The organism is Microbulbifer regidiadema (SeqCode) (genome assembly GCF_052467605.1).
The window spans coordinates 3,829,607-3,854,410 of the sequence record NZ_CP174316.1 but is presented as its reverse complement, the minus strand read 5'-3'; the positions used below and the strand labels follow the sequence as shown (position 1 = coordinate 3,854,410).

Sequence of the window (24,804 nt, the reverse complement as noted above, 5' to 3'; positions counted from 1 at the left end):
CAGAGGGCGCTCTCCGCAAGGGGCTGGCCCCTTCTTAGCCTTGACGCTGCTTGTGACGCGGCTCAGCGCTGCAGATTACCCGCAGAACACCCTTGCGACGCACGATTTTGCAGTTACGGCAGATCTTTTTTACAGAAGCACGTACTTTCATGACCTTACCTCAATTCAATCAAACTGCGAGCAGGTGACGCCCTAGCGACGACCGTAGCTTTGCAGGTTAGATTTTTTCATCAAACCCTCGTACTGGTGTGACAACAGGTGCGACTGTACCTGTGCCATAAAGTCCATCACTACGACTACAACGATCAGTAGTGAGGTACCCCCCAGATAGAAGGGAACGTTAAACCCAACCACCAGGAACTGCGGCAGCAGGGATACCAATGCGATGTATACAGCACCCACCAGGGTGAGGCGAGTCAGCACGCTATCGATATAGCGGGCCGTCTGCTCTCCAGGGCGAATACCTGGCACATAAGCACCGGACTTTTTCAGGTTATCTGCCACTTCATTCGGGTTGAACATCAACGCCGTGTAGAAGAAACAGAAGAAACCAATCAACAGTGCGAACAGAATAATGTTCAGCGGTTGCCCTGGCCCAAGCTGCAACGCCATCCACTGCAGGATCTCTGCACCGAGACCTTCCCCGCCCTGGCCAAACCACTGTGCCAGTGTGGCCGGGAACAGCAGGATACTGCTGGCAAAGATTACCGGAATTACGCCGGCCATATTTACCTTGAGCGGCAAGTGGCTCGACTGCGCAGCCGGAGCTGCGGAGTAACGCCCCGCTTGGCGCCTGGCGTGGTTGATGGTGATGCGGCGCTGGCCGCGCTCCATAACAACCACAAAGAACACTACAGCAAGAGCGATGACGCCAATCATCAGCAGCATGAGTATGTGCAGCTCACCCTGTCTCGCCTGTTCAAATGCCTGGCCGATGGCACCGGGCAAGCCGGCGACGATACCGGCAAAAATCAGCATGGAAATGCCGTTGCCAACACCGCGCTCAGTGATCTGCTCACCGAGCCACATCATAAATACAGCACCAGTCACCAGTGACGTGACCGCCACAAAGTAAAAACCAAACGCCGGCTCAGATGAGTAAGCCAGGTTCTGCCCTGCCAAGCCGAAAGTCATGCCGATACCCTGAATCAGGGCCAGCAATACCGTCAGATAGCGGGTGTACTGGTTGATCTTACGCCTTCCGGCCTCCCCTTCCTTCTTCAGCGCTTCCAGAGAGGGAGTCACCGCGCTCATCAACTGCATGATGATGGACGCGGAGATGTAGGGCATGATGCCCAGCGCCAGAATACTCATCCTTTCCAGGGCGCCGCCTGAAAACATGTTAAACAGGCCAAGGATGGTTCCCTGGTTCTGATTAAACAGGTTTGACAGCTTTTCCGGATCAATGCCGGGCACCGGAATATGTGTCCCCAGACGATAAACAAGAATCGCTAGAAACAGAAAACGAAGGCGAGCCCAAAGCTCGCCCAATCCCTTGCTGTTGCCCAGGGGATTTCCACCGGATCCTGGTCGTGCCATTGGCGCCTCGATTAGTCTTCTATTTTACCGCCAGCAGCTTCAATCGCTGCCTTTGCACCTTTGGTAACTCCCAGACCCTTAACGGTAACAGCTTTGGTCAGCTCACCTGAGAGGAACACTTTGGCGCGTTTAATATGGCTGCCGATGATATCGGCATTCTTAAGCGCTGCCAAATCGATTACGTCATTTTCTACCTTCGCCAGCTCAGCCAGACGTACTTCTGCGGTGAAGCGAGAAACACGCGCGGTGAAACCGTACTTAGGAAGACGCTTCTGCAAAGGCATCTGACCGCCTTCGAAGCCCGGACGAACACTGCCGCCGGAACGCGCTTTCTGACCTTTGTGGCCGCGGCCACCGGTCTTACCCAATCCACTACCAATGCCGCGACCAACGCGCTTGGCGCTGTGCTTGTGGCCCGGTGCAGGAGACAAGTCGTTCAAACGCATGTTATTCCCCTTCAACCTTAACCAGGTAGTTAACTTTATTGATCATGCCGCGCACGGAAGGAGTATCTTCCACTTCCACTGTGTGGCCGATACGGCGCAGGCCCAGACCCGCAACGCACGCCTGATGACTTTTCAGGCGTCCGTTGATGCTTTTGGTCTGGGTCACTTTAATGGTCTTTTTAGCCATGGTCTTAACCCACCAATAACCTTAAATCCGGGCTGTGATTAGCCCAGAATCTCTTCGACAGATTTACCGCGCTTGGCAGCGACATCTTCCGGGCTCTGCATTTGCTCCAGAGCTTTGAAAGTTGCACGTACGACGTTCACCGGGTTGGTGGAGCCGTAACACTTAGCCAATACGTTGTTTACGCCAGCCATTTCCAGTACGGAGCGCATAGCACCGCCGGCAATTACACCGGTACCCTGGGAAGCGGGCTGCATGTAAATCTTGGAACCGCCGTGGCGACCATTGGTAGCGTACTGGATGGTGTCACCATTCAGATCTACCTGGATCATGTTGCGGCGTGCAGCTTCCATCGCCTTCTGAATCGCTACAGGCACTTCACGCGCCTTGCCGCGACCGAAGCCGACACGGCCATTGCCATCACCAACGACAGTCAGTGCGGTAAAGGCGAAGATACGACCACCTTTAACAGTCTTGGCAACGCGGTTGACCTGGACCAGCTTCTCCTGCAGGCCTTCGTCGTTGCTTTTGTCTTTCTCTCTAGCCATAACTCAACCCTTAGAATTTCAGACCGGCTTCGCGGGCAGCGTCAGCCAGAGCCTTAACACGGCCATGGTATCTGAAGCCGCTACGATCGAAGGCAACTTGTTCAACGCCAGCGGCTTTCGCGCGCTCAGCGATCAGTTTGCCAACTGCGGCAGCAGCGTCAGCGTTGCCGGTTTTACCAGAGCGCAGGTCCTTGTCCAGGGTAGAGGCGGAAGCCAATACCGCACTGCCTTCGGCAGACAGGATCTGTGCGTAAATGTGGCGCGGGGTGCGGTTCACGGTGAGGCGAACGGCGCCCAGCTCACGGATCTTGGCGCGGGCACGACGTGCACGACGCAAGCGAGATGCTTTCTTAACGTTCATATCTATGCCCTACTTACTTCTTCTTGGCCTCTTTGCGATACACACGCTCGTCGGCATAACGGACACCCTTACCTTTGTAGGGCTCCGGCGGACGGAACGCACGGATCTCAGCGGCCACTTGGCCCAGCAGCTGTTTATTGCTGCTCTTCAGTACGATTTCAGTCTGGGATGGCGTTTCCGCAGTCACACCTTCCGGCAACTGATAATCGATCGGATGGGAGAAGCCCAGGGTCAGGTTAACCGCTTTACCGGCTGCTTTCGCACGATAACCAACACCCAGCAACTGCAGCTTCTTCTCGAAGCCCTTGCTTACGCCTATCACCATGTTATTGACCAGAGCACGGGTAGTACCCGCCAGCGCTTTGGCCTGCTTGGAGTTATTGCGCGCGGCAAAAGTCAGCTGGCTTTCAGCCTCGCTCACTTCTACATCACCGTGAATAACCATATCCAGGTTACCGCTACCGCCTTTAACAGCGATATTTTGACCTTTCAGGTCTACGGTTACACCTGCGGGGATAACTACCGGACTATTTGCTACTCGAGACATTGCAACCCCCGCTTAGAATACGGTACAAAGCACTTCGCCACCGATACCGGCCTGACGTGCAGCGCGGTCAGTCATCACACCGTTAGAGGTGGAAACGATCGCGATACCCAGGCCACCACGTACGGTAGGCAGAGCTTTTTTACCAGTGTAAGCGCGCAGGCCCGGACGGGAAACGCGATTGAGCTCGGCAATAACCGGCTTGCCCTGGAAGTATTTCAGAGCAATGGTCAGTTCCGGCTTAGCGCCTTCGCTTACGTTTAAATCAGTAACGTAACCTTCGTCTTTCAGGACGTTGGCCACTGCTACTTTCAGTTTGGATGATGGCAGGGTGACTTCCGCCTTTCCGCGCGCCAGGGCATTGCGGATGCGAGTCAGCATATCTGCCAACGGATCTTGCATACTCATCTTATGAGACTCCTCAAATCTGCCTTAAACCAGCCGGTAATTACCAGCTGGACTTCACGAGGCCAGGAACATCACCACGCATCGCAGCTTCGCGAAGCTTGTTACGGCACAGGCCGAACTTGCGGTATACAGCGTGGGGGCGACCAGTAATACGACAGCGGCGTTGCTGACGTACCGGGCTTGCATCGCGCGGCATTTTCTGCAGCTTGAGTTGAGCCTCCCACTGCTCCTCTTCGGAAGCAGTGGAACTGGCGATGATCGCCTTCAGCTCTTGACGCTTTTCGGCGTACTTAGCTGCGGTTCGAGCGCGCTTGTTTTCGCGCGCAATCATGGATTTCTTCGCCATGGAATCCTCTTAACCCTTGAAAGGGAAGTTGAACGCTTTCAGCAGCGCACGACCTTGATCGTCGTTTGCAGCTGTAGTGGTAATACAAATATCCAGACCGCGGAGTTTGTCTACTTTGTCGTAGTCAATTTCCGGGAAGATGATTTGCTCAGTCACGCCCATAGAGAAGTTACCGCGGCCGTCGAACTGCTTCGGGCTAATGCCACGGAAGTCGCGGATACGCGGAATCGCGATGTCAACCAAACGCTCCAGGAACTCATACATGCGCTCACCGCGCAGAGTTACCTTGCAGCCGATCGGCCAACCGTCACGAATCTTAAAGCCCGCAATAGACTTGCGCGCTTTAGTAACGATGGGCTTTTGACCAGTAATTGCTGTCATATCGTTGACAGCGTGCTCCAGCACCTTCTTATCACCAATCGCTTCACCAACACCCATGTTGATGGTGATCTTGGTGATGCGCGGCACTGCCATCACATTCTCGAGACCAAGCTCTTCTTTTAGCTTGGCCACGAGGTCCTTAGTGTAGAGCTCTTTAAGCTTTGCCATGATCTACCAACCTGCTTTTGCGTCAAGAGCCTTAGATGGCTTCGCCGCTGGATTTGAAGACGCGAATCTTAGTGCCGTCTTCCAGTACTTTAAAGCCCACCCGGTCAGCCTTCTGGGTGCTAGGGTTGAAGATAGCTACGTTGGAAGCTTGGATAGCAGCTTCTTTCTCAACGATGCCACCTGCAATACCCATCTGTGGGTTTGGCTTTTGGTGCTTTTTGATCATCTGTATGCCGGAGACAATCAGACGACCGTCGTTCAGTACTTTACGTACTGAACCACGTTTGCCCTTGTCACGACCGGCGATAACGATCACTTCGTCGTCACGCTTGATCTTGCGCATAACTCTTCTCCGCTCGAGGCCTAGATAACTTCGGGAGCGAGGGAGATGATCTTCATGAACTTCTCACCGCGCAGTTCGCGAGTTACCGGACCAAAAATACGGGTGCCAACCGGCGCCAGTTGCTGGTTCAGCAGCACCGCTGCGTTATCGTCAAATTTAATCAGGGAACCATCGGTACGGCGCACACCTTTCTTGGTGCGAACCACAACCGCGTTCATTACCTGACCTTTCTTCACTTTACCGCGGGGAATGGCTTCCTTAACGGTTACCTTAATAATGTCGCCCACGCCGGCATAACGACGATGGGAGCCGCCCAGCACCTTGATGCACATGACGCGGCGAGCCCCACTGTTGTCAGCTACTTCTAAGTAGGATTCCGCTTGAATCATTGTCTCTCTCCGAAACCTTTCAATTCGGCAGTCAATGCGCTAGGGGTTATACCTTCGCCGCACGCTCTACAATTTTCTGCAAGGACCAGGACTTGCTCTTGGACAGCGGACGAGATTCCTCGATCGTTACAACATCACCGATGCTGCAATCGTTGTTCTCGTCATGAGCCTTAAGCTTTGTGGACTTGCTCACAATTTTGCCGTAGATCGGGTGCTTAACACGGCGCTCGATCAAAACGGTGATGGTTTTATCCATCTTGTCACTCACAACCTTACCGGTCAGAGTACGCTTCAGTTTTGCTTCAGCCATGATTAATTACCTGCCTTCTCGGTCAACACAGTCTTTATGCGAGCAATGTCGCGACGAGTCTGCTTCAGCAGATGAGTCTGAGCCAGTTGACCGGTGGACTTTTGCATCCGAAGCTTAAATTGAGCTTCGAGCTGGTTCAGCAGTTCCTGGTTCAGCTCTTCAACTGACTTTTCGCGTAGATCTGCAGTCTTCATTACATCACCGAACGCTTAACGAAAGTTGTCTTTACAGGTAGCTTGGCCGCAGCAAGTGCGAAAGCCTCGCGAGCCAGCTCTTCGGATACACCCTCCATCTCATAGAGGACTTTACCCGGCTGGATCTGAGCTACCCAGTATTCAACGCCACCTTTACCTTTACCCATACGAACTTCGAGGGGCTTATTGGTAATTGGCTTGTCTGGAAACACTCGAATCCAGATTTTACCGCCACGTTTAATGTGACGAGTCATTGCGCGACGAGCCGCTTCGATCTGGCGCGCAGTAATGCGACCACGACCGGTAGCCTTAAGGCCAAACTCGCCAAAGCTCACTTTAGAGCCGCGCTGAGCAAGACCGCGGTTGCGACCCTTCTGTACCTTGCGGAATTTTGTACGCTTTGGTTGCAGCATTTGCGTACCCCTTATTTAGCAGCTTTTTTGCGGCTCTTTACCGGCTTCTCATCGGGTACTTCGTCACCGATGACTTCGCCTTTAAAGATCCACACCTTGATACCGATGATGCCGTAAGTTGTCTTCGCTTCAACATTGGCGTAGTCGATGTTGGCGCGCAGAGTGTGCAGGGGCACACGGCCTTCGCGATACCATTCGGTACGCGCGATTTCTGCACCGCCGAGACGGCCACTTACTTGAATCTTGATACCTTCGGCACCCTGACGCATAGCGTTTTGCACGGCACGCTTCATAGCGCGACGGAACATAACGCGGCGTTCCAGCTGCTGGGCAACGTTCTGGCCAACCAGAGCGGCGTCCATATCAGGCTTGCGCACTTCTTCGATGTCGATGTGCACAGGTACGCCCATCTGCGCGCTTACTTCATTGCGCAGACGTTCTACGTCTTCACCTTTTTTACCGATTACGATACCCGGGCGTGCAGTGTGAATTCTCACACGTGCAGTATTTGCCGGACGTTCGATCTCGATACGGCTCACAGAAGCGTGGGCCAGTTTTTTGCGAATAAATTCGCGAACTTTCAGATCCGTGTACAGCTTGTCTGCGTACTCGTCGCTGCCGGCATACCAAACAGAGGTATGCTTTTTAACGATACCCAGACGAATGCCGGTAGGATGTACTTTTTGTCCCATGGTTTTCTCGCCTGCTCTGTTATTTCTCGGCTACTTTCACAGTGATGTGACAAGTACGCTTAAGAATGCGATCAGCACGACCTTTGGCACGCGGTTTAATGCGCTTCATGGTCATACCTTCGTCCACAAAAATTGTGGAAACCTTCAGCTCGTCAACGTCAGCACCTTCGTTGTGCTCGGCATTGGCAATGGCCGACTCCAGTACTTTCTTAATGATCGCCGCACCCTTTTTAGTACTGAACGCCAGTATATCCAGGGCTTCTTCAACGCCTTTGCCGCGAACCTGATCAGCTACCAGTCGCGCCTTTTGCGCCGATAGACGTGCGCCGCGTAATTTTGCTGCTACTTCCATCTTTTTAACCTCGGCTTAGCGCTTCTTCGCTTTCTTGTCCGCAGCATGACCGCGGTAAGTGCGGGTAGCAGCGAACTCGCCCAGTTTATGGCCAACCATTTCTTCGTTAACCAAAACGGGCACGTGTTGACGACCGTTGTGCACGGCAATCGTCAGTCCAACCATTTCCGGCATAATCATGGAACGGCGGGACCAGGTTTTAATCGGCCGACGATCGTTTGCTGCAATCGCTGCCTCCACCTTCTTGATCAAATGCAGATCAATAAAGGGACCTTTCTTTAATGAGCGTGGCACTGTCGATTCCTCTCTAGCTGCTCAGACATCGCGCGGCTTACTTGCCGCGACGACGTACAATCATCTTATCGGTGCGCTTGTTCTTGCGCGTTTTCTTACCCTTGGTCGGAACGCCCCACGGAGTAACCGGATGACGACCACCAGAGGTACGGCCTTCACCACCACCGTGCGGGTGATCTACCGGGTTCATCGCCACACCGCGAACGGTAGGACGAACACCGCGCCAGCGTGCAGCACCGGCTTTACCCAGCTTGCGCAGGCTGTGCTCGGAGTTGCTCACTTCACCCAGGGTTGCGCGGCACTCAGCGAGAACCTTGCGCATTTCGCCGGAACGCAGACGAATGGTCGCGTACTGACCTTCACGAGCTACCAGCTGCACGGAGGCACCAGCAGAACGGGCCAGCTGAGCGCCTTTGCCTGGCTTCAGCTCGATCGCGTGGATCACAGAACCCACCGGAACGTTGCGCAGAGGCAGAGTGTTACCCACAACAATCGGTGCGGCATCGCCGGACTGAATGGTGGCACCTGCTTTCAGGCCTTTCGGTGCGATAATGTAACGACGCTCACCGTCGGCGTAACACACCAGAGCGATGTGTGCGCTGCGGTTCGGATCGTACTCCAGGCGCTCAACTTTAGCCGGAATACCGTCTTTGTTGCGCTTGAAGTCGATTACACGGTAGTGCTGCTTGTGACCACCACCGATATGACGGGTGGTGATACGACCGTTGTTGTTACGGCCACCGCTCTTGCTCTTGCTTTCCAGCAGGGGAGCGTGAGGAGCACCTTTGTGCAGGTCGGGGTTAACAACCTTAACCAGGTGACGACGGCCGGCGGAGGTCGGTTTTGTTTTTACAATTGCCATTGTAACTGTCCCCTTTACTCAGCAGCTTCAAAGTTGATGTCGCTGCCCTCAGCCAGGCGAACGTAGGCTTTTTTCCAGTCGCTGCGCTGGCCCATGCCATTGCGAGTGCGCTTGGTTTTGCCCTTTACGTTCACGGTGCGAACCTGCTCAACGGAAACGTTAAACAGCTTCTCAACCGCAGCCTTGATCTCAGCTTTTTCGGCGTCGGTGGTAACCTTGAAAACTACCTGATTGGCGCTATCGGCCAGTCCAGCAGCTTTTTCGGAAATTACCGGGCCCAGCAGTACTTTGTAGAGTCGCTCTTGGTTCATCCCAGCACCTCTTCAATTTTCTTGAGCGCAGAAACGGTAACCACGACCTTGTCAAAGCGAATCAGGCTTACGGGATCGATCGCCTGTACATCGCGGACGTCGATCTTGTGCAAGTTGCGTGCGGCCAGGTAGAGGTTTTCGCTAACCTCTTCAGTCACGATCAGCGCATTGGACAGATCAAACTGAGCCAGCTTGCTTACCAACTGCTTGGTCTTGGGCGCGTCCACGTCGAAGGACTCAACCACTACCAGGCGCTCCTGACGAGCCAGCTCAGACAAGATGCAGCGCAGTGCAGCGCGGTACATTTTCTTGTTCAGCTTAACGCTGTGATCGCGCGGATCAGCGGCGAAAGTTACGCCACCGGAACGCCACAGCGGGCTGCGGATAGTACCGGCACGTGCGCGGCCAGTACCTTTTTGGCGCCATGGTTTTTTACCACCACCAGAAACATCGGAACGATTTTTCTGCGCCTTGGTACCCTGGCGAGCGCCGGCCATATAGGCCACAACTGCCTGGTGTACCAGATCTTGGTTGAACTCACGTCCGAAAGTCACTTCAGAGACAGCTACTGTGCCTTTAGCGCCTTCGGGAGTAGCGATATTCAGTTCCATATCTATTTCCCCTCAGACTTAGGCTTTAACTGCCGGACGAACGATAACGTTGCCACCGGGTGCACCGGGTACGGCGCCTTTAACCAACAGCAGGTTGCGTTCGGCATCGACACGAACCACTTCCAGGTTTTGCACGGTTACGCGCTCAGCACCCATATGTCCGGCCATTTTCTTGCCTTTCCATACGCGGCCAGGAGTCTGACATTGACCGATAGAACCGGGTGCGCGGTGAGACAGGGAGTTACCGTGGGTAGCGTCCTGGGTGCGGAAGTTCCAACGCTTAACGCCGCCTTGGAAGCCTTTACCTTTGGAAGTGCCGGTTACGTCGATCATCTGGCCAGCTTCGAAGCTGGAAACAGTAATTTCAGAACCGATTTCGAAAGTCTCTTCAGAACCGTCAGTGCGCAGTTCGAAAAGATTTGTGCCAGCCTCTACATTGGCTTTGGCGAAGTGGCCCGCTGCGGGCTTGGAGACACGGGAAGCTTTGCGGCTGCCTACTGCTACTTGAACAGCACTGTAACCGTCAGTTTCCTGAGTTTTCACTTGGGTGACGCGATTCGGAGCAACCTCAACAACGGTTACCGGAATGGATACGCCATCTTCAGTGAAGATGCGAGTCATGCCGCTCTTGCGGCCGACAATACCTATAGTCATCTTTTTTAACCTCTCAGTGCACGGGGCTTTAACCCACTGCGGCCGCCCAATTTCAGAGCGTTACACTACCCGAACCTTTTTCGTTCGGGATTCGGTAGTTAGTAAAAGTGTTAGCCGAGACTAATTTGGACCTCAACACCGGCCGCCAGATCGAGCTTCATCAGCGCGTCGACGGTTTTCTCGGTAGGTTCAACGATGTCCAGCAAACGCTTGTGAGTACGAATCTCATACTGGTCGCGAGCGTCTTTATTAACGTGCGGGGAAATCAGTACGGTGTACTTCTCTTTGCGAGTCGGCAGCGGGATAGGACCGCGAACTTGTGCGCCGGTGCGCTTAGCCGTCTCTACGATCTCCTGAGTGGACGCGTCGATCAGCTTGTGATCGAAGGCCTTCAGGCGAATACGGATACGTTGACCCTGCATGGAATCAAACTCCAATTATTAACTAAAGAACGTCCTCTTACGCAGCCCCGAGGGCGGGCGAAAAGGAGCGCGAATTCTACGGGGCGCACAGCAGGCTGTCAACTGTACAGGCTGATCAAATTTCAATCTATTGAAACTACAATTGAATACCCCAGGCGAAATGAGGAGCCAAAGATGACTATCGCCGCAACACTGAGTCAATACCTCAGCGACCGCTCGGTCGACTACCACTTGATTCAACATCCACACACCGACACCAGCCGCGAAAGCGCCCGCGCCGCCCATGTGCGCGAGGATCAGCTCGCCAAAGCGATTTTGCTGCAAGATATGGAGGGCTATGTAATGGCGGTGATTCCGGCCAGCAGCAATCTCGATATGCGCGCGCTGCATGAAGAAACCGGGCGCAACTCTCTGCAAATGGTGTCGGAAACCGAACTCGGGGCCATATTCCCAGACTGCGAACTGGGCGCCCTGCCCGTCCTCGGACAGGCCTACGGCATCACCACCCTACTAGACAGCAGTCTCGGGCATCGTGAAACCATCTACTTTGAGGCCGGCGACCACGAAGAGCTGGTCGAGATGAGTGGCCGACAGTTCACCAAGCTGTTCAGCGGCAGCAGGAGCTGCAACCTAAGCCGGGATTGGCCATAGACTTGACGGATAAAAAGCGGGCAACAGGGATAAGAAGTGGATAGCAGATGGGAATGGTGCTCAATGCATCATTCACCTGCATCGGGCAATGCCAATTTGCGCACATAAAAAAAGCCGCAGCGCGTCCGCTGCGGCTTTTTATTTAGATCAAGAGTAACGATTACTCAATGATCTTGGCAACAACGCCCGCACCTACGGTACGACCACCTTCGCGGATAGCGAAGCGCAGGCCGTCTTCCATGGCGATCGGAGCGATCAGGGTAACAACCATTTGAATGTTGTCGCCCGGCATTACCATTTCAGTACCTTCCGGCAGCTCACACGCACCAGTTACGTCGGTAGTACGGAAGTAGAACTGAGGACGGTAGCCTTTGAAGAACGGGGTGTGACGACCACCTTCGTCCTTGGACAGTACGTACACTTCCGCTTCGAACTTGGTGTGCGGAGTGATGGAGCCCGGCTTAGCCAGTACCTGACCACGCTCTACTTCGTCACGCTTGGTGCCGCGCAGCAGTGCGCCGATGTTCTCACCAGCACGACCTTCGTCGAGCAGCTTGCGGAACATTTCAACACCAGTACAGGTAGTAGAGGTGGTTTCTTTGATACCAACGATTTCGATCTCGTCGCCAGTGTTGATCACACCGCGCTCTACACGACCGGTTACAACAGTACCGCGACCAGAGATAGAGAATACGTCTTCGATCGGCATCAGGAACGGCAGGTCTACCGCACGCTCCGGCTCAGGGATGTACTCGTCCAGAGTCTCTACCAGCTTCTTAACAGCGGTAGTACCCATTTCGTTGTCGTCTTCGCCGTTCAGGGCCATCAGAGCGGAACCAACGATGATCGGAGTGTCGTCACCCGGGAACTCGTACTGGTCCAGAAGTTCGCGAACTTCCATCTCTACCAGCTCGAGCAGCTCTTCGTCGTCTACCATGTCCGCTTTGTTCAGGAATACAACGATGTAAGGTACACCTACCTGACGGGAAAGCAGGATGTGCTCACGAGTCTGCGGCATGGGGCCGTCAGCTGCGGAACATACCAGGATAGCGCCGTCCATCTGAGCAGCACCGGTGATCATGTTCTTAACGTAGTCGGCGTGCCCCGGGCAGTCTACGTGCGCGTAGTGGCGAGTCGGGGACTCGTACTCAACGTGAGAGGTAGCGATGGTGATACCGCGCTCACGCTCTTCCGGTGCATTGTCGATACCGTCGAAAGCAACAGCGTCACCGCCCCATACTTCCGCACATACGCGGGTCAGAGCAGCGGTCAGGGTGGTTTTACCGTGGTCAACGTGACCGATGGTGCCCACGTTCACGTGGGGCTTGGAACGTTCAAACTTTTCTTTTGCCATCTTTAGATGTCCTCTAGCTAAAAGTTTGCCAAAGGGGCCCCAGCTGTTGGCCCGGCCCCCTTTAAGCAGAAATTAATTAAGCCTTGGTCTTGGCGATGATCTCATCGGCAACGTTTTTCGGCGCTTCGGCGTACTTCAGGAATTCCATGGTGTAGGTAGCACGGCCCTGAGTCGCAGAACGCAGGTCGGTTGCGTAACCGAACATCTCTGCCAGAGGTACTTCCGCATTGACAACCTTACCGGAGGGGTTGTCTTCCATGCCCTGAATGAGACCGCGACGACGGTTGAGGTCGCCAACCACGTCACCCATATTCTCTTCCGGAGTTACTACTTCAACCTTCATCATCGGCTCAAGCAGTACCGCACCGCCCTGGCTGGACAGTTTCTTGGTCGCCATAGAACCGGCGATTTTAAACGCCATCTCATTGGAGTCGACATCGTGGAAGGAACCGTCGTACAGAGTCGCCTTCAGGCCCAGCAGCGGGTAGCCAGCCAGAACACCGTTCTTCATCTGCTCTTCGATACCTTTCTGCACCGCAGGAATGTATTCCTTCGGTACCGCACCGCCCACGATTTCGTTAACGAATTCCAGACCTTCCTGGGACTCGTCTTCGGCGGGCTCAAACTTCACCCATACGTGACCGTACTGACCGCGACCACCGGACTGACGAACGAACTTGCCTTCGATCTCAGAGGTATTGCGGATAGTTTCACGGTAGGCCACCTGCGGCTTACCGATGTTAGCTTCAACGTTGAACTCGCGCTTCATGCGGTCAACGATGATGTCCAGGTGCAATTCACCCATACCGGAGATAATGGTCTGACCGGTTTCTTCGTCAGTCTTCACGCGGAAGGACGGGTCTTCCTGGGCCAGCTTGCCGAGGGCAATACCCATTTTCTCCTGGTCCGGCTTGGACTTGGGCTCAACCGCAACAGAGATTACCGGCTCGGGGAACTCCATACGCTCGAGAACAATCTTGTTGTCTTCGGCACACAGGGTGTCGCCAGTGGTGACGTCTTTCAGACCGATCGCAGCAGCGATGTCACCAGCCAGTACTTCTTTAATTTCCTGACGATCGTTGGAGTGCATCTGCACCATACGACCGACACGCTCTTTCTTCATTTTTACGGAGTTGTATACCGCAGTACCACTCTCCAGCTTACCGGAGTAAACACGGAAGAAAGTCAGGGTACCAACGAAGGGGTCGGTAGCAATTTTGAACGCCAGTGCAGCGAAGGGCGCATTGTCGTCAGCTTCGCGGCTCTCAACAGTTTCGCCATCTTCCAGAGTACCTTCGATCGCCTTAACTTCAGTCGGCGCCGGCAGGTATTCGATAACTGCGTCCAGTACAGCCTGTACACCCTTGTTCTTGAACGCAGAACCGCCCAGAACCGGTACAATTTCGTTGGCCAGGGTACGCTGACGGATAGCTGCCTTGATTTCTTCTTCGGACAGCTCACCTTCTTCCAGGTATTTTTCCATCAACTCTTCGCTGGCTTCAGCTGCCGCTTCTACCAGGTACTCGCGCATTTCATCGCACTCGTCCTGCAGCTCAGCGGGGATGTCAGCGTAGTCGAAAGTCATGCCCTGGTCGGCTTCATTCCACAGAATGGCCTTCATCTTCACCAGGTCAACAACACCCTTGAACTCGTCCTCAGAGCCGATGGTCATCTGCAGAGGTACAGCATTCGCGTTCAAGCGGTCTTTCAGCTGGCTCACAACGTTGCGGTAGTTCGCACCGGCGCGGTCCATTTTGTTTACGAATACCATGCGCGGTACTTCGTATTTGTTCGCCTGGCGCCATACGGTTTCAGTCTGAGGCTGAACACCAGAGGAGCCACACAGTACAACAACAGCACCGTCGAGTACGCGCAGGGAGCGCTCAACTTCAATAGTGAAGTCAACGTGTCCCGGGGTATCGATGATGTTTACGCGGTGCTGGTCGAACTGCTGCTGCATGCCGGACCAGAAACAGGTGGTCGCAGCAGAAGTAATGGTGATACCACGCTCCTGCTCCTGCTCCATCCAGTCCATGGTGGCAGCACCTTCGTGTACTTCACCAATTTTGTGGGACAGACCAGTGTAGAAAAGTACGCGCTCGGTAGTGGTAGTTTTACCGGCATCTACGTGGGCACAGATACCGATGTTACGGTAACGTGCGATGGGCGTTTTACGTGCCACAGTTGTATCCTCGATATAACGGCAAAAGGCAGCCTGGAATTTTCCGTGCTGCCTTTCGGTATTAATTTCCGATGTTGGTATTCATCAGACTTAGAAGCGGTAGTGAGAGAATGCCTTGTTGGCTTCTGCCATGCGGTGTACATCTTCACGCTTCTTGACCGCGCCACCCTTGTTCTGGGCTGCGTCGATCATCTCGTTGGCCAGACGCTGGGCCATAGATTTCTCACCGCGCTTACGGGAGAACTCTACCAACCAACGCATCGCCAGAGCCGTACGACGCGAGGGGCGCACTTCTACAGGCACCTGATACGTCGCACCACCAACACGGCGGGACTTCACTTCCACCATAGGCGCGATATTTTCCAAAGACTCTTCGAATACTTCGATCGGATCTTTGTTCAATTTTTCAGAAATAGTTTCAAGTGCACCGTATACGATACGCTCTGCAACTGACTTCTTGCCGCTGATCATGACGTGGTTCATGAACTTGGCCAGGGTGACGTTCCCGAACTTGGGGTCGGGTAGTACTTCGCGCTTGGCGACTACTCGTCTTCTCGGCATGGGTATTGCCTCTCTTCAGGGTTACTCCGAGACGCCGCCGTAAAACCTTACAATCCGGCGAGCTCAGCCTTACTCCGGTTGGAAACCGAAACGCAAATCGTTAAAGGTGATTAACCTTTAGGACGCTTGGCGCCGTACTTAGAACGGCCCTGCTTGCGATCGTTTACGCCGGCACAGTCAAGTGCACCGCGTACAGTGTGGTAGCGCACACCCGGCAGGTCTTTTACACGACCGCCGCGAATCAGTACCACGCTGTGCTCTTGCAGGTTGTGGCCTTCACCACCGATGTACGAAGTTACTTCGTAACCGCTGGTCAGACGCACACGGCAAACCTTACGCAGTGCAGAGTTCGGCTTCTTCGGTGTAGTGGTGTACACACGAGTGCAAACTCCGCGACGCTGCGGGCTAGCCTGCAGAGCAGGAACGTCGCTTTTTTCAACTTTGCGTTTTCTCGGCTTACGAACCAACTGGTTGATCGTTGCCATTAAAAATCACTCCAAAAATAAAATACCCCCACCTCTAACAGTGAGGGCCTATCGTCTGTGTGTATCGTCGATCCTGGGATCGAACGGAACACCCCACATAAGCGGGGGCCGCATTCTATAAGCGACGACCCGCCTAGTCAATCGGCGACGGAAGTAAGTGCTTACATCACAGACAGTCGCCAATATCAGATCGGGCACCGAAGTGCCCCGACCTACCCCACTTCACCAGCCGGTGGAGCGGGATATGCCTTATTCGCCTGAGGACTTCGACAGCGCCTCAGTCAGAGCCGCTTCAACCTCAGCAGCGGAAGGTCCTTCACCGAAGGCCTCTTCCAGTTGCAGGCTGCGCTTGCGCTTGCGCTCGCTGTGGTAGGCCAGACCGGTACCGGCCGGGATCAGGCGACCCACAACCACGTTTTCTTTCAGGCCGCGCAGGCTGTCTTCCTTGCCGGTTACCGCCGCTTCGGTCAGAACGCGGGTGGTCTCCTGGAACGAGGCCGCCGACAGGAAGGACTCAGTGGCCAGGGACGCTTTGGTAATACCCAGCAGCAGGCGTTCGAACTGAGCGGGCTGCTTGTTCTCGGCACGCAGCTGTTCGTTCTCTTCGATCACGCGCTGGTATTCAACCTGGTCGCCCTTAATCAAGCTGGAATCACCCATCTCGGTGACTTCAACTTTACGCAGCATCTGACGCACGATGGTTTCGATGTGCTTATCGTTAATGCCTACACCCTGGAGGCGGTAAACCTCCTGGATCTCGTTGGTGATGTAGCGAGCCAGCTCTTCCACACCTTTCAGGCGCAGAATATCGTGCGGGTTGGACGGGCCATCGGAGATAACCTCACCCTTCTCTACAGTTTCACCTTCGAACACGGTCAACTGGCGATGCTTTGGAATCAGAACCTCGTAGTGGTCCTTACCATTGGCCAGCGGCTTGCCGTCGCGCGGAGTAATCTGCAGACGAACCTTGCCTTTGGTCTCTTTACCGAAGGAAACGGTACCGGAGATTTCCGCCAGAATGGACGGCTCTTTCGGCTTGCGCGCTTCAAACAGGTCGGCAACGCGGGGCAGACCACCGGTGATATCCTTGGTACCGCCGGATTCCTGCGGAATACGTGCAATTACGTCACCCACGTTCACCTGCTTACCTTCAGCCAGGCTGAGGATCGCACGCGGCGGCAGGGCGTAGTGCGCAGGCGCATTACTGTTAGCCAGAGTCAGCTCTTCGCCGTTCTCATCCAGCAGGGTTACCGCTGGGCGCAGATCTTTACCCGCTGCCGGGCGCTCGGCCGGATCGATAATCTCGATAGAAGACAGGCCAGTGATATCGTCGGTCTGCTTGCGGATGGAGAGCCCTTCTTCCATACCGGACAGCTTCACCCAACCGGCTACCTCGGTGATGATCGGGTGGGTGTGCGGGTCCCACTTGGCCACGATCTGGCCACCGTCTACCTCGGCACCTTCGTAGACGCTGATCACAGCACCGTAAGGCAGCTTGTAGCGCTCGCGCTCGCGACCGGCGCTGTCGGCAATCGCCAGCTCACCGGAACGGGACACGGCTACCAGAGTGCCAACTTCGGTCTTAACCGTCTTAACATTATGCAGACGTACGGTACCGCCCTGCTTCACCTGAATGCTGTCCGCAGCGGAGGCGCGGCTTGCAGCACCACCGATGTGGAAGGTACGCATGGTCAGCTGGGTGCCCGGCTCACCGATGGACTGTGCGGCAACAACGCCCACAGACTCACCCGGGTTGGCGCGGTGGCCACGGGCCAGGTCGCGGCCGTAACACTGGGCACAGATACCGTGTGCAGTCTCACAGGTGATCGGGGAGCGAACCAGAACCTCATCGATGCCCATGGCTTCGATGCGCTCTACCCACTTCTCGTCGATCATAGTACCGGCGGAAACGGCGATTTCATCGCTGCCCGGCTTGAGTACATCGCGGGCCACAACACGGCCGAGGATACGGTCACCGAGGGATTCGATAACGTCACCGCCCTCGATTACCGGCGCCATGGTCAGACCGTCGTCGGTGCCACAATCCAGCTCGGTAATTACCACGTCCTGGGCCACGTCAACCAGACGGCGGGTCAGGTAACCGGAGTTAGCGGTTTTCAGTGCGGTATCCGCCAGACCTTTACGAGCACCGTGGGTCGAGATGAAGTACTGCTGTACGGTCAGACCTTCACGGAAGTTTGCCGTAATGGCGTTCTCGATAATGGAGCCATCCGGACGGGCCATCAGACCACGCATACCGGCGAGCTGACGAATCTGCGCTTCAGAACCACGGGCACCGGAGTCGGCGTACATGTATACGGAGTTGAAGGAGTCCTGCTTGGTCTCGTTGCCCTCGCGGTCGATCACCTTCTCTTTCTTGATACCGGCCATCATCGCCTGGGTTACCTTGTCGTTGGTGCGGGACCAAACGTCGATAACCTTGTTGTACTTCTCACCCTGGGTTACCAGGCCGGAAGCAAACTGGCTTTCAATCTCTTTCACTTCCGCTTCCGCAGCATCGATCAGTTCGGCTTTTTCAGCCGGAATCTCAAAGTCGTTCACACCAATGGAGGAACCGGACTTGGTAGAGAAATCGAAACCGGTATACATCAGCTGGTCGGCAAAAATAACCGTCGCCTTCAGGCCCACCTTGCGGTAGCACTCGTTCAGGGCGCGGGAGATTGCCTTTTTCTTCATCGGCTGGTTGACGTGCGCAAACGGCAGGCCTTCCGGCACGATGTTCCACAGCAGCGCGCGGCCTACAGTGGTGTCCTGAATGGAGATAGTCTCGTGCTTCTCACCGTCTTCGCCGACGATATTTTCGCGGATACGCACCTTGATCTTCGCTTGCAGACCAACCTGCTTGGCGTAGAAAGCGCGGCTCACTTCTTTGATATCGGAGAAGAACATGCCTTCGCCTTTATCGTTAACGCGCTCGCGGGTCATCCAGTACAGACCCAGTACCACGTCCTGGGACGGTACGATGATCGGCTCACCGTTGGCAGGCGACAGGATGTTGTTGGTGGACATCATCAGCGCGCGGGATTCCAGCTGCGCTTCGATCGTCAGCGGTACGTGTACCGCCATCTGGTCACCGTCGAAGTCGGCATTATAGGCCGCACAAACCAGCGGGTGCAGCTGGATGGCCTTACCTTCAATCAGTACCGGTTCAAACGCCTGGATACCCAGACGGTGAAGGGTCGGTGCACGGTTAAGCAGTACCGGGTGCTCGCGGATCACTTCGTCGAGGATATCCCAAACGACAGCTTCCTCGCGCTCAACCATCTTCTTGGCAGCTTTGATCGTAGTGGCCAGGCCACGGGATTCCAGCTTGCCAAAGATAAACGGCTTAAACAGTTCCAGTGCCATCTTCTTGGGCAGACCACACTGGTGCAGACGCAGGGTCGGACCTACCACGATCACGGAACGACCGGAGTAGTCAACACGCTTACCCAGCAGGTTCTGACGGAAACGACCCTGCTTACCTTTAATCATGTCAGCCAGGGACTTCAGCGGGCGCTTGTTGGAGCCGGTGATGGCGCGACCGCGACGGCCGTTATCCAGCAGTGCGTCAACAGATTCCTGCAGCATGCGCTTTTCGTTGCGCACGATAATGTCCGGTGCGTTCAGCTCAAGCAGGCGCTTCAGACGGTTGTTACGGTTGATCACACGACGGTAGAGGTCGTTCAGATCGGAGGTCGCGAAACGACCACCATCCAGCGGTACCAGCGGACGCAGATCCGGCGGTAGAACCGGCAGAGCCTTCATCACCATCCACTCCGGGTTGTTGCCGGACTTGTAGAAGGCTTCCAGCAGCTTCAGGCGCTTGGACAGTTTCTTGATCTTGGTTTCGGAGTTGGTCGCCGGGATCTCTTCGCGCAGGCGCTGGATTTCTGCGGGCAGCTCGATATCCGCCATCAGCTCCTGGATCGCCTCGGCACCCATCTTCGCTTCAAACTCGTCGGCGAACTCTTCCATCGCCTCAAAGTACTGCTCGTCATTCAGCAGCTGGCCGCGCTCCAGGGTCGTCATACCCGGCTCGGTAACCACGTAAGATTCGAAGTACAGCACGCGCTCGATATCGCGCAGGGTCATGTCCAGCAGCAGGCCGATACGGGACGGCAGGGACTTCAGGAACCAGATGTGTGCAACCGGGCTGGCCAGCTCGATGTGACCCATGCGCTCACGGCGAACCTTGGCCTTGGTCACTTCAACGCCACACTTCTCACAGATAATGCCGCGGTGCTTCATGCGCTTGTACTTACCGCACAGGCACTCGTAGTCTTTTACCGGGCCAAAGATCTTGGCGCAGAACAAGCCTTCACGCTCGGGCTTGAAGGTACGGTAGTTGATGGTCTCCGGCTTTTTCACTTCGCCGTAGGACCAGGAGCGAATCATGTCCGGTGATGCCAGACCGATACGAATCGCATCAAACTCTTCCAGCTGCTCCTGGGACTTCACCAGATTTAATAAATCTTTCAAGGCCTTTCCTCCACTAGGGGGTAGTCAACCCGGCGCTCGCACTGGCCGCCGGGCTGGCCAGCTGCCCCACTGCTTCGCGGGGCGCTGGCACTTGTCTCATTTCACCTGCCAACAGGCTTCGGTACGGGTTCGGATTTACTCGTGCTCAAGCTCGAAGTTCATACCGAGAGAGCGGATTTCCTTAACCAGTACGTTGAAGGATTCCGGCATGCCCGGCTCCATGCGGTGGTCGGAGTCCACGATGTTCTTGTACATCTTGGTACGGCCTTCCACGTCATCGGATTTAACCGTGAGCATTTCCTGCAAGGTGTATGCGGCGCCGTAAGCTTCCAGCGCCCACACTTCCATCTCCCCGAAGCGCTGACCACCGAACTGGGCTTTACCACCCAGCGGCTGCTGGGTTACCAGGCTGTAGGAACCGGTAGAACGCGCGTGCATCTTGTCGTCTACCAAGTGGTTCAGCTTCAGCATGTACATGTAGCCCACAGTTACCGGACGCTCGAAAGCATCGCCGGTACGGCCGTCGTGCAGGGTGATCTGACCGGAATCCGGGATGTCGGCAAGACGCAGCAGCTGCTTGATCTCACTTTCATCGGCACCGTCAAATACCGGGGTCGCCATAGGTACACCGCGACGCAGGTTTTGCGCCATGGTCATGACTTCCTCATCGGAGAACTCGTCGAGTTCTTCCTTGCGTCCGCCAGTGGAGTTGTAGACCTCTTCCAGGAATCCGCGCACCTTGGCGATTTCCTGCTGTTCCTTGATCATCTTGTCGACTTTAACGCCGAGGCCTTTAGCGGCCATGCCCAAGTGCATTTCCAGAACCTGACCCACGTTCATCCGCGAGGGAACGCCCAGCGGGTTCAGGACGATATCTACCGGCTCGCCGTTTTGGTCATAAGGCATGTCCTCAACCGGCTTGATTACGGAGATAACACCCTTGTTACCGTGACGACCGGCCATCTTGTCGCCCGGCTGGATGCGGCGTTTGATCGCCAGGTAAACCTTGACGATTTTCAGCACGCCCGGAGCCAGATCATCGCCGGACTCCAGTTTTTTCTTCTTGTCTTCGAAGGCTTCGTCGAGCAGCTTGCGGCGCTCTTTCAGCTGAGCTTCCGCTTTTTCCAGCTGGTCGTTCAGGCTGTCGTCTTCCATGCGCAGCTTGAACCAGTCTTCGCGCGGCAGAGCGGCGAGGATTTCAGCGCTGAGCTCATCGCCCTTCTTAACACCCTTACCACCGGCGGCCTTCTGGCCCTGCAGAGCTTGTTGCAGACGCTCGAAAGTTGCACCTTCAACGATGCGGTACTCTTCGTTCAGATCCTTGCGAACCTCGTCCAGCTGCGCCTTCTCGATATCGATGGAGCGCTGGTCTTTTTGCAGGCCGTCGCGGGTAAATACCTGTACGTCGATCACGGTACCGCGAGTGCCGCTGGGCGCGCGCAGGGAGGTGTCTTTAACGTCGGAGGCTTTTTCACCGAAGATCGCGCGCAGCAGCTTCTCTTCCGGAGTCAGCTGGGCTTCACCCTTCGGAGTAACCTTACCCACGAGGATATCGCCAGCGCCTACTTCCGCACCGATGTATACGATGCCGGACTCATCCAGTTTGTTCAGCGCAGATTCGCCCACATTGGGGATATCCGCAGTAATTTCCTCACTGCCCAGCTTGGTATCGCGGGCAATACAGGTCAGCTCCTGAATGTGGATGGTGGTGAAGCGGTCTTCCTGTACAACGCGCTCACTGATGAGGATGGAGTCCTCAAAGTTGTAACCATTCCAGGGCATAAATGCGATGCGCATATTCTGGCCCAGAGCCAGCTCACCCAGGTCTACAGAGGGACCATCGGCGAGGATGTCACCACGGACTACACGATCGCCAGTATTAACAATCGGACGCTGGTTGATACAGGTATTCTGGTTGGAGCGGATGTATTTGGTCAGGTTGTAGATATCTACACCTGCATCACCGGCTTCAACTTCCGCGTCGGCTACGCGAACAACCACACGACTGGAGTCGACGCGCTCGATAATACCGCCGCGCTTGGCCACCACACACACGCCGGAGTCGCGCGCTACAGTGCGCTCCATACCGGTGCCCACCAGCGGCTTTTCAGCGCGCAGGGTCGGTACCGCCTGACGTTGCATGTTCGATCCCATCAATGCACGGTTGGCGTCATCGTGCTCGAGGAATGGAATCATCGCCGCAGCGACAGAAACCACCTGCTTGGCGGAAACATCCATATACTGGATTTCGCCCGGTGCCTTCAGGGTAAATTCGCCCTGGTGACGCACGCTGATCAGGTCATCAACAAAGTTGCCGTTGTCGTCTACTTCCGCAGACGCCTGGGCAATAATGAAGTTGGCTTCATTAATCGCGGACAGGTACGTAATTTCATCAGTTACCTTGCCGTCAACCACTTTGCGGTAGGCGCTCTCGAGGAAGCCGTAATGGTTGGCGCGGGCGTAAGTCGCCAGGGAGTTAATCAGACCGATGTTCGGTCCTTCCGGCGTCTCAATCGGACATACGCGGCCGTAGTGAGTCGGGTGTACGTCGCGCACCTCAAAGCCGGCGCGCTCGCGGGTCAAACCACCCGGGCCGAGGGCGGAAACACGGCGCTTGTGAGTCACTTCCGACAGCGGGTTGTTCTGGTCCATAAACTGGGACAGCTGCGAGGAACCGAAGAATTCCTTCACCGCAGCGGCAACCGGCTTGGCATTGATCAGGTCCTGAGGCATCAGGCCTTCGGACTCCGCCATGGACAGACGCTCTTTAACCGCGCGCTCTACACGTACCAGGCCGACGCGGAACTGGTTTTCAGCCATTTCGCCCACGGAGCGCACACGGCGGTTACCCAGGTGGTCGATATCGTCGACCATGCCCTGGCCGTTGCGAATATCGATCAGCGTCTTCAGTACGTCGACGATATCTTCTTTGCTCAGGGTGCCGGCGCCAGTCTCGTCTTCGCGCCCCAGACGGCGGTTGAACTTCATGCGGCCAACAGCGGACAGGTCGTAGCGCTCGTCGGTAAAGAACAAGTTCTCAAACAGCGCTTCTGCGGACTCCTTGGTGGGCGGTTCGCCCGGGCGCATCATGCGGTAGATCTCTACCAGCGCTTCCAACACGGTGCGAGACGGATCTGCACGCAGGGTGTCAGAGATAAATGGACCGCGATCCAGGTCGTTGGTGTACAGGGTTTGGAAGCTCTTAACGTTCAGTACACGCAGCTTGGCGATCACTTCATCGGTAATCTCGGTGTTACAGTCGATCGCGATTTCACCGGTGGACTCATCGATGATGTCGTTCGCCAGTACACGGCCAAACAGGTACTCGAGCGGTGCTTCCAGCTTCTCTACGCCGGCCTTCTCCAGTTGGCGGATATGGCGCGGGGTAATACGGCGACCCTCTTCGACAATCACCTTGCCCTGGCCGTCCTTGATGTCAAAGGAGGCAACATCACCGCGCAGGCGGGACGGAATCAGCTCCAGGCTGACGCGGTCGTCCAGCAGCTCAAAGGTGCTGGTTTCGAAGAACATTTCCAGCATTTCCTGGGAGGTGTAACCCAGGGCGCGCAGCAGGATAGTGGCCGGCAATTTGCGGCGACGGTCGATACGCACGAATACCAGGTCTTTCGGATCGAACTCGAAGTCCAGCCAGGAGCCACGGTAGGGGATAACACGCGCGGCGTACAACAGCTTACCGGAAGAGTGAGTCTTGCCTTTGTCGTGATCGAAGAATACACCCGGGGAACGGTGCAGCTGGGATACGATAACGCGCTCGGTACCGTTAATGACAAAGGTACCGTTGTCGGTCATGAGCGGAATTTCGCCCATGTAGACTTCCTGCTCTTTGATGTCCTTGATGGACTTATTCGCAGACTCTTTATCGTAAATAATCAGGCGCACGCGCACGCGCAGCGGGCATGCATAAGTCACGCCGCGCAGGGTACATTCCTTAACGTCAAAAGCGGGCTTACCCAGCGTATAACTTACGTACTCCAGGGCGGCATTGCCGGAATAGCTGACAATCGGAAATACAGATTTAAACGCCGCCTGCAGGCCAACGTCCATACGGTCGTCGGGGCGCTTGTCGGCCTGTGTAAAATTGCGATAAGAATCGAGCTGTATCGCAAGCAGGAAGGGCACATCCATGACCTTAGGCAGTTTGCCAAAATCCTTGCGGATACGTTTTTTCTCAGTATATGAGTAAGCCATTCAAATTCCCCAGCTTGATCAGTGACAAGACTTCGTGGGACTCCGGTCGAGAGCCCCTCCGGGCGAGAAGCCTCTGATCAATACAGCCCTGCTGCACTGACCAGAAAC

30 protein-coding genes are annotated in these 24,804 nt (G+C 55.3%); 1 reads left to right on the top strand and 29 read right to left on the bottom strand.

Annotated elements, in window-relative coordinates; all coding sequences use genetic code 11:
- Positions 1 to 34 precede the first annotated feature (34 nt).
- The 23 genes from rpmJ to rpsJ form a co-directional block, all read right to left on the bottom strand.
- The gene (gene rpmJ, locus ACJJIF_RS17465) at positions 35 to 151 is read right to left on the bottom strand and encodes a 50S ribosomal protein L36 (RefSeq protein ID WP_010133825.1); all 117 of its coding nucleotides are present in this window, start codon (positions 149 to 151) and stop codon (positions 35 to 37) included.
- A 41-nt stretch (positions 152 to 192) separates the two neighbouring features.
- Positions 193 to 1,539 carry a preprotein translocase subunit SecY gene (secY, locus tag ACJJIF_RS17460; protein ID WP_444929568.1) on the bottom strand — a complete coding sequence of 449 codons (1,347 nt, stop codon included), beginning with the start codon at positions 1,537 to 1,539 and terminating at the stop codon, positions 193 to 195.
- Positions 1,540 to 1,550: 11 nt separating this feature from the next.
- Complete coding sequence (gene rplO, locus ACJJIF_RS17455) at positions 1,551 to 1,985, bottom strand: 50S ribosomal protein L15 (RefSeq protein WP_108731666.1); 435 nt, start codon at positions 1,983 to 1,985, stop codon at positions 1,551 to 1,553.
- Between the two features lies 1 nt (position 1,986).
- A complete protein-coding gene (gene rpmD, locus ACJJIF_RS17450; protein ID WP_020411402.1) occupies positions 1,987 to 2,172 on the bottom strand; it encodes a 50S ribosomal protein L30 in 186 nt (61 codons plus the stop codon).
- A 38-nt stretch (positions 2,173 to 2,210) separates the two neighbouring features.
- Positions 2,211 to 2,717: a 30S ribosomal protein S5 gene (gene rpsE / locus ACJJIF_RS17445; protein WP_444929567.1), complete on the bottom strand. Its 507-nt coding sequence runs from the start codon at positions 2,715 to 2,717 to the stop codon at positions 2,211 to 2,213.
- 10 nt (positions 2,718 to 2,727) lie between these two features.
- On the bottom strand, positions 2,728 to 3,078 hold the full coding sequence (rplR, locus tag ACJJIF_RS17440) for a 50S ribosomal protein L18 (RefSeq protein WP_282934392.1): 351 nt from the start codon (positions 3,076 to 3,078) through the stop codon (positions 2,728 to 2,730).
- A gap of 13 nt (positions 3,079 to 3,091) precedes the next feature.
- Positions 3,092 to 3,625, bottom strand: coding sequence for a 50S ribosomal protein L6 (rplF, locus tag ACJJIF_RS17435; protein ID WP_444929566.1), 534 nt, complete (start codon positions 3,623 to 3,625; stop codon positions 3,092 to 3,094).
- 12 nt (positions 3,626 to 3,637) lie between these two features.
- Positions 3,638 to 4,030 (bottom strand): 30S ribosomal protein S8, encoded by a 393-nt coding sequence (gene rpsH / locus ACJJIF_RS17430; RefSeq protein WP_108731662.1) that lies wholly within the window; start codon positions 4,028 to 4,030, stop codon positions 3,638 to 3,640.
- Positions 4,031 to 4,070: 40 nt separating this feature from the next.
- Positions 4,071 to 4,376, bottom strand: coding sequence for a 30S ribosomal protein S14 (gene rpsN, locus ACJJIF_RS17425; protein WP_020411397.1), 306 nt, complete (start codon positions 4,374 to 4,376; stop codon positions 4,071 to 4,073).
- A 9-nt stretch (positions 4,377 to 4,385) separates the two neighbouring features.
- A complete protein-coding gene (rplE, locus tag ACJJIF_RS17420) occupies positions 4,386 to 4,925 on the bottom strand; it encodes a 50S ribosomal protein L5 (RefSeq protein WP_020411396.1) in 540 nt (179 codons plus the stop codon).
- Positions 4,926 to 4,956: 31 nt separating this feature from the next.
- Positions 4,957 to 5,268: a 50S ribosomal protein L24 gene (gene rplX / locus ACJJIF_RS17415; RefSeq protein ID WP_444929565.1), complete on the bottom strand. Its 312-nt coding sequence runs from the start codon at positions 5,266 to 5,268 to the stop codon at positions 4,957 to 4,959.
- A 20-nt stretch (positions 5,269 to 5,288) separates the two neighbouring features.
- Entirely contained in the window at positions 5,289 to 5,657 is a 369-nt protein-coding gene (gene rplN / locus ACJJIF_RS17410) for a 50S ribosomal protein L14 (RefSeq protein WP_444929564.1), read from the bottom strand.
- A gap of 46 nt (positions 5,658 to 5,703) precedes the next feature.
- Positions 5,704 to 5,967: a 30S ribosomal protein S17 gene (gene rpsQ / locus ACJJIF_RS17405; protein WP_444929563.1), complete on the bottom strand. Its 264-nt coding sequence runs from the start codon at positions 5,965 to 5,967 to the stop codon at positions 5,704 to 5,706.
- A 2-nt stretch (positions 5,968 to 5,969) separates the two neighbouring features.
- The gene (gene rpmC, locus ACJJIF_RS17400; RefSeq protein WP_020411392.1) at positions 5,970 to 6,161 is read right to left on the bottom strand and encodes a 50S ribosomal protein L29; all 192 of its coding nucleotides are present in this window, start codon (positions 6,159 to 6,161) and stop codon (positions 5,970 to 5,972) included.
- On the bottom strand, positions 6,161 to 6,574 hold the full coding sequence (gene rplP, locus ACJJIF_RS17395) for a 50S ribosomal protein L16 (RefSeq protein ID WP_282934395.1): 414 nt from the start codon (positions 6,572 to 6,574) through the stop codon (positions 6,161 to 6,163). Before rplP ends, rpmC begins: the two co-directional genes overlap by 1 nt.
- An 11-nt stretch (positions 6,575 to 6,585) precedes the next feature.
- On the bottom strand, positions 6,586 to 7,266 hold the full coding sequence (gene rpsC / locus ACJJIF_RS17390; RefSeq protein ID WP_444929562.1) for a 30S ribosomal protein S3: 681 nt from the start codon (positions 7,264 to 7,266) through the stop codon (positions 6,586 to 6,588).
- Between the two features lie 19 nt (positions 7,267 to 7,285).
- Positions 7,286 to 7,618 carry a 50S ribosomal protein L22 gene (rplV, locus tag ACJJIF_RS17385; protein WP_282934397.1) on the bottom strand — a complete coding sequence of 111 codons (333 nt, stop codon included), beginning with the start codon at positions 7,616 to 7,618 and terminating at the stop codon, positions 7,286 to 7,288.
- Positions 7,619 to 7,633: 15 nt separating this feature from the next.
- Complete coding sequence (gene rpsS / locus ACJJIF_RS17380) at positions 7,634 to 7,912, bottom strand: 30S ribosomal protein S19 (protein ID WP_069946924.1); 279 nt, start codon at positions 7,910 to 7,912, stop codon at positions 7,634 to 7,636.
- 37 nt (positions 7,913 to 7,949) lie between these two features.
- Entirely contained in the window at positions 7,950 to 8,774 is an 825-nt protein-coding gene (gene rplB / locus ACJJIF_RS17375; RefSeq protein ID WP_444929561.1) for a 50S ribosomal protein L2, read from the bottom strand.
- Between the two features lie 14 nt (positions 8,775 to 8,788).
- Complete coding sequence (gene rplW, locus ACJJIF_RS17370; RefSeq protein WP_282934398.1) at positions 8,789 to 9,085, bottom strand: 50S ribosomal protein L23; 297 nt, start codon at positions 9,083 to 9,085, stop codon at positions 8,789 to 8,791.
- A complete protein-coding gene (gene rplD, locus ACJJIF_RS17365; protein WP_444929560.1) occupies positions 9,082 to 9,696 on the bottom strand; it encodes a 50S ribosomal protein L4 in 615 nt (204 codons plus the stop codon). Before rplD ends, rplW begins: the two co-directional genes overlap by 4 nt.
- Before the next feature lie 18 nt (positions 9,697 to 9,714).
- Positions 9,715 to 10,350, bottom strand: a complete 636-nt coding sequence (rplC, locus tag ACJJIF_RS17360) for a 50S ribosomal protein L3 (protein ID WP_108731654.1) — start codon at positions 10,348 to 10,350, stop codon at positions 9,715 to 9,717.
- 110 nt (positions 10,351 to 10,460) lie between these two features.
- Positions 10,461 to 10,772 carry a 30S ribosomal protein S10 gene (rpsJ, locus tag ACJJIF_RS17355; RefSeq protein ID WP_010133849.1) on the bottom strand — a complete coding sequence of 104 codons (312 nt, stop codon included), beginning with the start codon at positions 10,770 to 10,772 and terminating at the stop codon, positions 10,461 to 10,463.
- Between the two features lie 174 nt (positions 10,773 to 10,946).
- Between rpsJ and ACJJIF_RS17350 the strand changes: the two genes are divergently transcribed.
- The gene (locus ACJJIF_RS17350) at positions 10,947 to 11,423 is read left to right on the top strand and encodes an aminoacyl-tRNA deacylase (RefSeq protein ID WP_444929559.1); all 477 of its coding nucleotides are present in this window, start codon (positions 10,947 to 10,949) and stop codon (positions 11,421 to 11,423) included.
- 160 nt (positions 11,424 to 11,583) lie between these two features.
- Here ACJJIF_RS17350 and tuf read toward each other — a convergent pair whose 3' ends face one another.
- The 6 genes from tuf to rpoB all read right to left on the bottom strand — a co-directional run bounded on the left by tuf (position 11,584) and on the right by rpoB (position 24,696).
- Positions 11,584 to 12,777, bottom strand: coding sequence for an elongation factor Tu (gene tuf / locus ACJJIF_RS17345; protein ID WP_444929555.1), 1,194 nt, complete (start codon positions 12,775 to 12,777; stop codon positions 11,584 to 11,586).
- A 76-nt stretch (positions 12,778 to 12,853) separates the two neighbouring features.
- On the bottom strand, positions 12,854 to 14,959 hold the full coding sequence (gene fusA, locus ACJJIF_RS17340; RefSeq protein WP_444892717.1) for an elongation factor G: 2,106 nt from the start codon (positions 14,957 to 14,959) through the stop codon (positions 12,854 to 12,856).
- Positions 14,960 to 15,049: 90 nt separating this feature from the next.
- Positions 15,050 to 15,520, bottom strand: a complete 471-nt coding sequence (gene rpsG, locus ACJJIF_RS17335) for a 30S ribosomal protein S7 (RefSeq protein ID WP_152451131.1) — start codon at positions 15,518 to 15,520, stop codon at positions 15,050 to 15,052.
- Between the two features lie 110 nt (positions 15,521 to 15,630).
- Positions 15,631 to 16,005, bottom strand: coding sequence for a 30S ribosomal protein S12 (rpsL, locus tag ACJJIF_RS17330; protein ID WP_108731651.1), 375 nt, complete (start codon positions 16,003 to 16,005; stop codon positions 15,631 to 15,633).
- 249 nt (positions 16,006 to 16,254) lie between these two features.
- Complete coding sequence (gene rpoC, locus ACJJIF_RS17325) at positions 16,255 to 20,487, bottom strand: DNA-directed RNA polymerase subunit beta' (RefSeq protein WP_444929558.1); 4,233 nt, start codon at positions 20,485 to 20,487, stop codon at positions 16,255 to 16,257.
- A gap of 135 nt (positions 20,488 to 20,622) precedes the next feature.
- Complete coding sequence (gene rpoB / locus ACJJIF_RS17320) at positions 20,623 to 24,696, bottom strand: DNA-directed RNA polymerase subunit beta (RefSeq protein WP_444929557.1); 4,074 nt, start codon at positions 24,694 to 24,696, stop codon at positions 20,623 to 20,625.
- Positions 24,697 to 24,804: the final 108 nt, after the last annotated feature.

Coding starts and splice junctions, on each gene's coding strand:
- rpmJ (WP_010133825.1), bottom strand. CDS start 151: ATGAAAGTACGTGCTTCTGTAAAAAAGATCTGCCGTAACTGCAAAATC.
- secY (WP_444929568.1), bottom strand. CDS start 1,539: ATGGCACGACCAGGATCCGGTGGAAATCCCCTGGGCAACAGCAAGGGA.
- rplO (WP_108731666.1), bottom strand. CDS start 1,985: ATGCGTTTGAACGACTTGTCTCCTGCACCGGGCCACAAGCACAGCGCC.
- rpmD (WP_020411402.1), bottom strand. CDS start 2,172: ATGGCTAAAAAGACCATTAAAGTGACCCAGACCAAAAGCATCAACGGA.
- rpsE (WP_444929567.1), bottom strand. CDS start 2,717: ATGGCTAGAGAGAAAGACAAAAGCAACGACGAAGGCCTGCAGGAGAAG.
- rplR (WP_282934392.1), bottom strand. CDS start 3,078: ATGAACGTTAAGAAAGCATCTCGCTTGCGTCGTGCACGTCGTGCCCGC.
- rplF (WP_444929566.1), bottom strand. CDS start 3,625: ATGTCTCGAGTAGCAAATAGTCCGGTAGTTATCCCCGCAGGTGTAACC.
- rpsH (WP_108731662.1), bottom strand. CDS start 4,030: ATGAGTATGCAAGATCCGTTGGCAGATATGCTGACTCGCATCCGCAAT.
- rpsN (WP_020411397.1), bottom strand. CDS start 4,376: ATGGCGAAGAAATCCATGATTGCGCGCGAAAACAAGCGCGCTCGAACC.
- rplE (WP_020411396.1), bottom strand. CDS start 4,925: ATGGCAAAGCTTAAAGAGCTCTACACTAAGGACCTCGTGGCCAAGCTA.
- rplX (WP_444929565.1), bottom strand. CDS start 5,268: ATGCGCAAGATCAAGCGTGACGACGAAGTGATCGTTATCGCCGGTCGT.
- rplN (WP_444929564.1), bottom strand. CDS start 5,657: ATGATTCAAGCGGAATCCTACTTAGAAGTAGCTGACAACAGTGGGGCT.
- rpsQ (WP_444929563.1), bottom strand. CDS start 5,967: ATGGCTGAAGCAAAACTGAAGCGTACTCTGACCGGTAAGGTTGTGAGT.
- rpmC (WP_020411392.1), bottom strand. CDS start 6,161: ATGAAGACTGCAGATCTACGCGAAAAGTCAGTTGAAGAGCTGAACCAG.
- rplP (WP_282934395.1), bottom strand. CDS start 6,574: ATGCTGCAACCAAAGCGTACAAAATTCCGCAAGGTACAGAAGGGTCGC.
- rpsC (WP_444929562.1), bottom strand. CDS start 7,266: ATGGGACAAAAAGTACATCCTACCGGCATTCGTCTGGGTATCGTTAAA.
- rplV (WP_282934397.1), bottom strand. CDS start 7,618: ATGGAAGTAGCAGCAAAATTACGCGGCGCACGTCTATCGGCGCAAAAG.
- rplB (WP_444929561.1), bottom strand. CDS start 8,774: ATGGCAATTGTAAAAACAAAACCGACCTCCGCCGGCCGTCGTCACCTG.
- rplW (WP_282934398.1), bottom strand. CDS start 9,085: ATGAACCAAGAGCGACTCTACAAAGTACTGCTGGGCCCGGTAATTTCC.
- rplD (WP_444929560.1), bottom strand. CDS start 9,696: ATGGAACTGAATATCGCTACTCCCGAAGGCGCTAAAGGCACAGTAGCT.
- rplC (WP_108731654.1), bottom strand. CDS start 10,350: ATGACTATAGGTATTGTCGGCCGCAAGAGCGGCATGACTCGCATCTTC.
- rpsJ (WP_010133849.1), bottom strand. CDS start 10,772: ATGCAGGGTCAACGTATCCGTATTCGCCTGAAGGCCTTCGATCACAAG.
- ACJJIF_RS17350 (WP_444929559.1), top strand. CDS start 10,947: ATGACTATCGCCGCAACACTGAGTCAATACCTCAGCGACCGCTCGGTC.
- tuf (WP_444929555.1), bottom strand. CDS start 12,777: ATGGCAAAAGAAAAGTTTGAACGTTCCAAGCCCCACGTGAACGTGGGC.
- rpsG (WP_152451131.1), bottom strand. CDS start 15,520: ATGCCGAGAAGACGAGTAGTCGCCAAGCGCGAAGTACTACCCGACCCC.
- rpsL (WP_108731651.1), bottom strand. CDS start 16,005: ATGGCAACGATCAACCAGTTGGTTCGTAAGCCGAGAAAACGCAAAGTT.
- rpoB (WP_444929557.1), bottom strand. CDS start 24,696: ATGGCTTACTCATATACTGAGAAAAAACGTATCCGCAAGGATTTTGGC.